Origin of the sequence: Streptomyces sp. SID3212, assembly GCF_009865405.1 — a bacterium.
GTDB lineage: Bacteria > Actinomycetota > Actinomycetes > Streptomycetales > Streptomycetaceae > Streptomyces.
The window spans coordinates 1-2,124 of record NZ_WWJY01000255.1 but is presented as its reverse complement, the minus strand read 5'-3'; the positions used below and the strand labels follow the sequence as shown (position 1 = coordinate 2,124).

Genomic DNA, 2,124 nt, shown 5'->3' with positions numbered 1-2,124 from the left:
GGCCCGTGCACCACCCGCGCGCCCGGATCCCCGCATGCCTCCCGCACGGAGGCGGCCACGGCTTCGGGCCCTTCGGGATCGGCGCCCCAGGGCTGGGCGGCGTCGTGCGGCACGTGGTGGTGGAGGTAGACCCCGGCTCCGTACGCGGCGAGTCGCCGGGCGGCGGCATGCCCGATCCCACCGCGCCGACTGGCCCCGGTGACCAGAGCGGTACGCCCCCGGAGGGGCAGCGGGTCGCGGCGGAGATCTTCGACGGCGGGAGGTGGGAGTGGGGTCGGGGGTGTCGGCATGACACCCCATGCTGTCCGCCGACGGTCCACCCCGCCACCGGATTTCTCCCGCCCGTCGGCGGTCCGCCGAACTACCCCCCCGTACGCGTCAGCAGCCGCACTCCTCCGCCCCCACCACCGCCGTCAGCGGGTCGGCGGCACGTCGCTCGGTGCCCTCCCAGGTCTCGACCTCGAAGCCCTCCCTGATCCAGTACTCGATGCCGCCGAGCATCTCCTTCACCCGGTAGCCCAGCCCGGCCAGGGCCAGCGCGGCGCGCGTACCGCCGTTGCAGCCGGGCCCCCAGCAGTACGTGACCACCGGGACCGCCTTGTCGAGAAGCCGCTCCGCGTCCTCGGCGATGCGCGCGGTCGGCAGGTGGAGGGCGCCGGGGACATGGCCCTGGTCCCAGGACGCGGTGGAGCGGGAGTCCAGAAGGACGAAGCCGGGGTCGCCGGCCTCCCCCAGCGCCGCCGCCACGTCGGAGACGTCGGCGTGGAAGGCGAGGCTCGCGCCGAAGTACGCGGCGGCCTCGGCGGGGGACGCGGGCGGCACGCGCAGCACCGCGTTGGCGGGAGAGGGAAGAGGCCGTGCCTCGCCGGTCGGAGCGGCTGCGGTCGGAGCGGCTGCGGTCGGAGCGTCTGCGGTCGGAGCGTCTGCGTGGGTCGTGGTCATGCACAGAAATTTACGGTCGTCCGACCCACGCTTGAAGGCGCGATCCCCGGCACTCCGCTTGAATCGCCGTCGTTTCCTCTGCTATCCCTGGGCCATGACCACGTATTCCCCGGACAGCACGGACTGGCGCATCCTGGACGTCCTCCAGCGCGACGGCAGGGCCAGTTTCGCCGAGCTGGCGCGCGCCGTCTCGATGTCCCCGAGCGCCGTCACCGAGCGCGTACGGCGGCTGGAGGAGGCCGGGGTGATCACCGGCTACACCGCGGTCGTCGACCGCGAGCGCCTCGGGCTGCCGATCCTCGCCTACGTACGGCTGCGCTATCCGAACGGCAACTACAAGCCGTTCCACGACCTGCTGGAACGGACCTCCGAGATCCTGGAGGCCCACCACGTGACGGGCGACGACTGCTTCGTCCTCAAGGTCGCCGCCCGCTCGATGTCCCACCTCGAAGAGATCACCGGCCGGATCGGCACCCTCGGCTCCGTGACTACCAACGTGGTCTACTCCTCCCCGCTGCCCCGCCGCGCCCTCAGTCGCTGAGCGCCGCCGCCTCCAACCCCCGCTGCCGGACCGCCGACCCGTCCCGCTCCTTGACGATCTCCAGCTGGGTCGGAATGCGGCGCCGCAGGTCCGCGACATGGCTGACGATCCCGACGCTCCGGTCCCGCTCGCGCAGCGAGTCCAGCACGTCCAGGACCTCGTCCAGCGTCTGGTCGTCCAGGCTGCCGAAGCCCTCGTCGATGAAGAGCGTGTCCAGCCGTACGCCCCCGGCCTCGTCCGTCACCACGTCGGCCAGGCCCAGCGCGAGCGCGAGCGACGCGAAGAACGTCTCGCCGCCCGAGAGCGTCGCCGTGTCCCGCGCGCTGCCGGTCCAGGCGTCCACGACCTGGAGCCCCAGGCCGGAGCGCCGCTGCCCGCCGGCCCTCGCGTCGGTGTGGACCAGCGCGTAGCGCCCGCCGGACATGCGCCGGAGCCGTACGGTCGCGGCGGCGGCGACCTGTTCGAGGCGGGCGGCCAGGACGTACGACTCCAGGCGCATCCTGCGCTCGTTGTCGGTCGAGGTGCCCGCCGTGAGCGCGGCGAGGCGGGCCACCCGGCCGTACTCCTCGCGCACCGGGCCGAGACCGCGCACCTCGGTCTCGGCCTGCCGGGAGAGCCGGCCCAGCTCCGAGCGGCGGTCG

3 protein-coding genes and 1 pseudogene are annotated in these 2,124 nt (G+C 73.7%); 1 reads left to right on the top strand and 3 read right to left on the bottom strand.

The window, feature by feature from the left end; all coding sequences use genetic code 11:
* Positions 1-290 (bottom strand): annotated as a pseudogene (locus GT042_RS07850) (3-ketoacyl-ACP reductase); the annotation flags it as partial.
* A gap of 88 nt (positions 291-378) precedes the next feature.
* Positions 379-942, bottom strand: a complete 564-nt coding sequence (locus GT042_RS07845) for a rhodanese-like domain-containing protein (protein WP_161307983.1) — start codon at positions 940-942, stop codon at positions 379-381.
* Positions 943-1,036: 94 nt separating this feature from the next.
* Here GT042_RS07845 and GT042_RS07840 point away from each other — a divergent pair, with 94 nt between their 5' ends.
* Positions 1,037-1,483, top strand: coding sequence for an Lrp/AsnC family transcriptional regulator (locus GT042_RS07840; RefSeq protein WP_161307982.1), 447 nt, complete (start codon positions 1,037-1,039; stop codon positions 1,481-1,483).
* Here the strand turns inward: GT042_RS07840 and GT042_RS07835 are convergent.
* Positions 1,473-2,124: SbcC/MukB-like Walker B domain-containing protein (locus GT042_RS07835; RefSeq protein ID WP_272925691.1), on the bottom strand; the 652-nt coding region annotated here is incomplete at its 5' end. The genes GT042_RS07840 and GT042_RS07835 overlap by 11 nt on opposite strands.

What these genes read in the sequence shown, in the direction of transcription:
- GT042_RS07845 (WP_161307983.1), bottom strand. Translation starts at nt 942, where the DNA reads ATGACCACGACCCACGCAGACGCTCCGACCGCAGACGCTCCGACCGCA.
- GT042_RS07840 (WP_161307982.1), top strand. Translation starts at nt 1,037, where the DNA reads ATGACCACGTATTCCCCGGACAGCACGGACTGGCGCATCCTGGACGTC.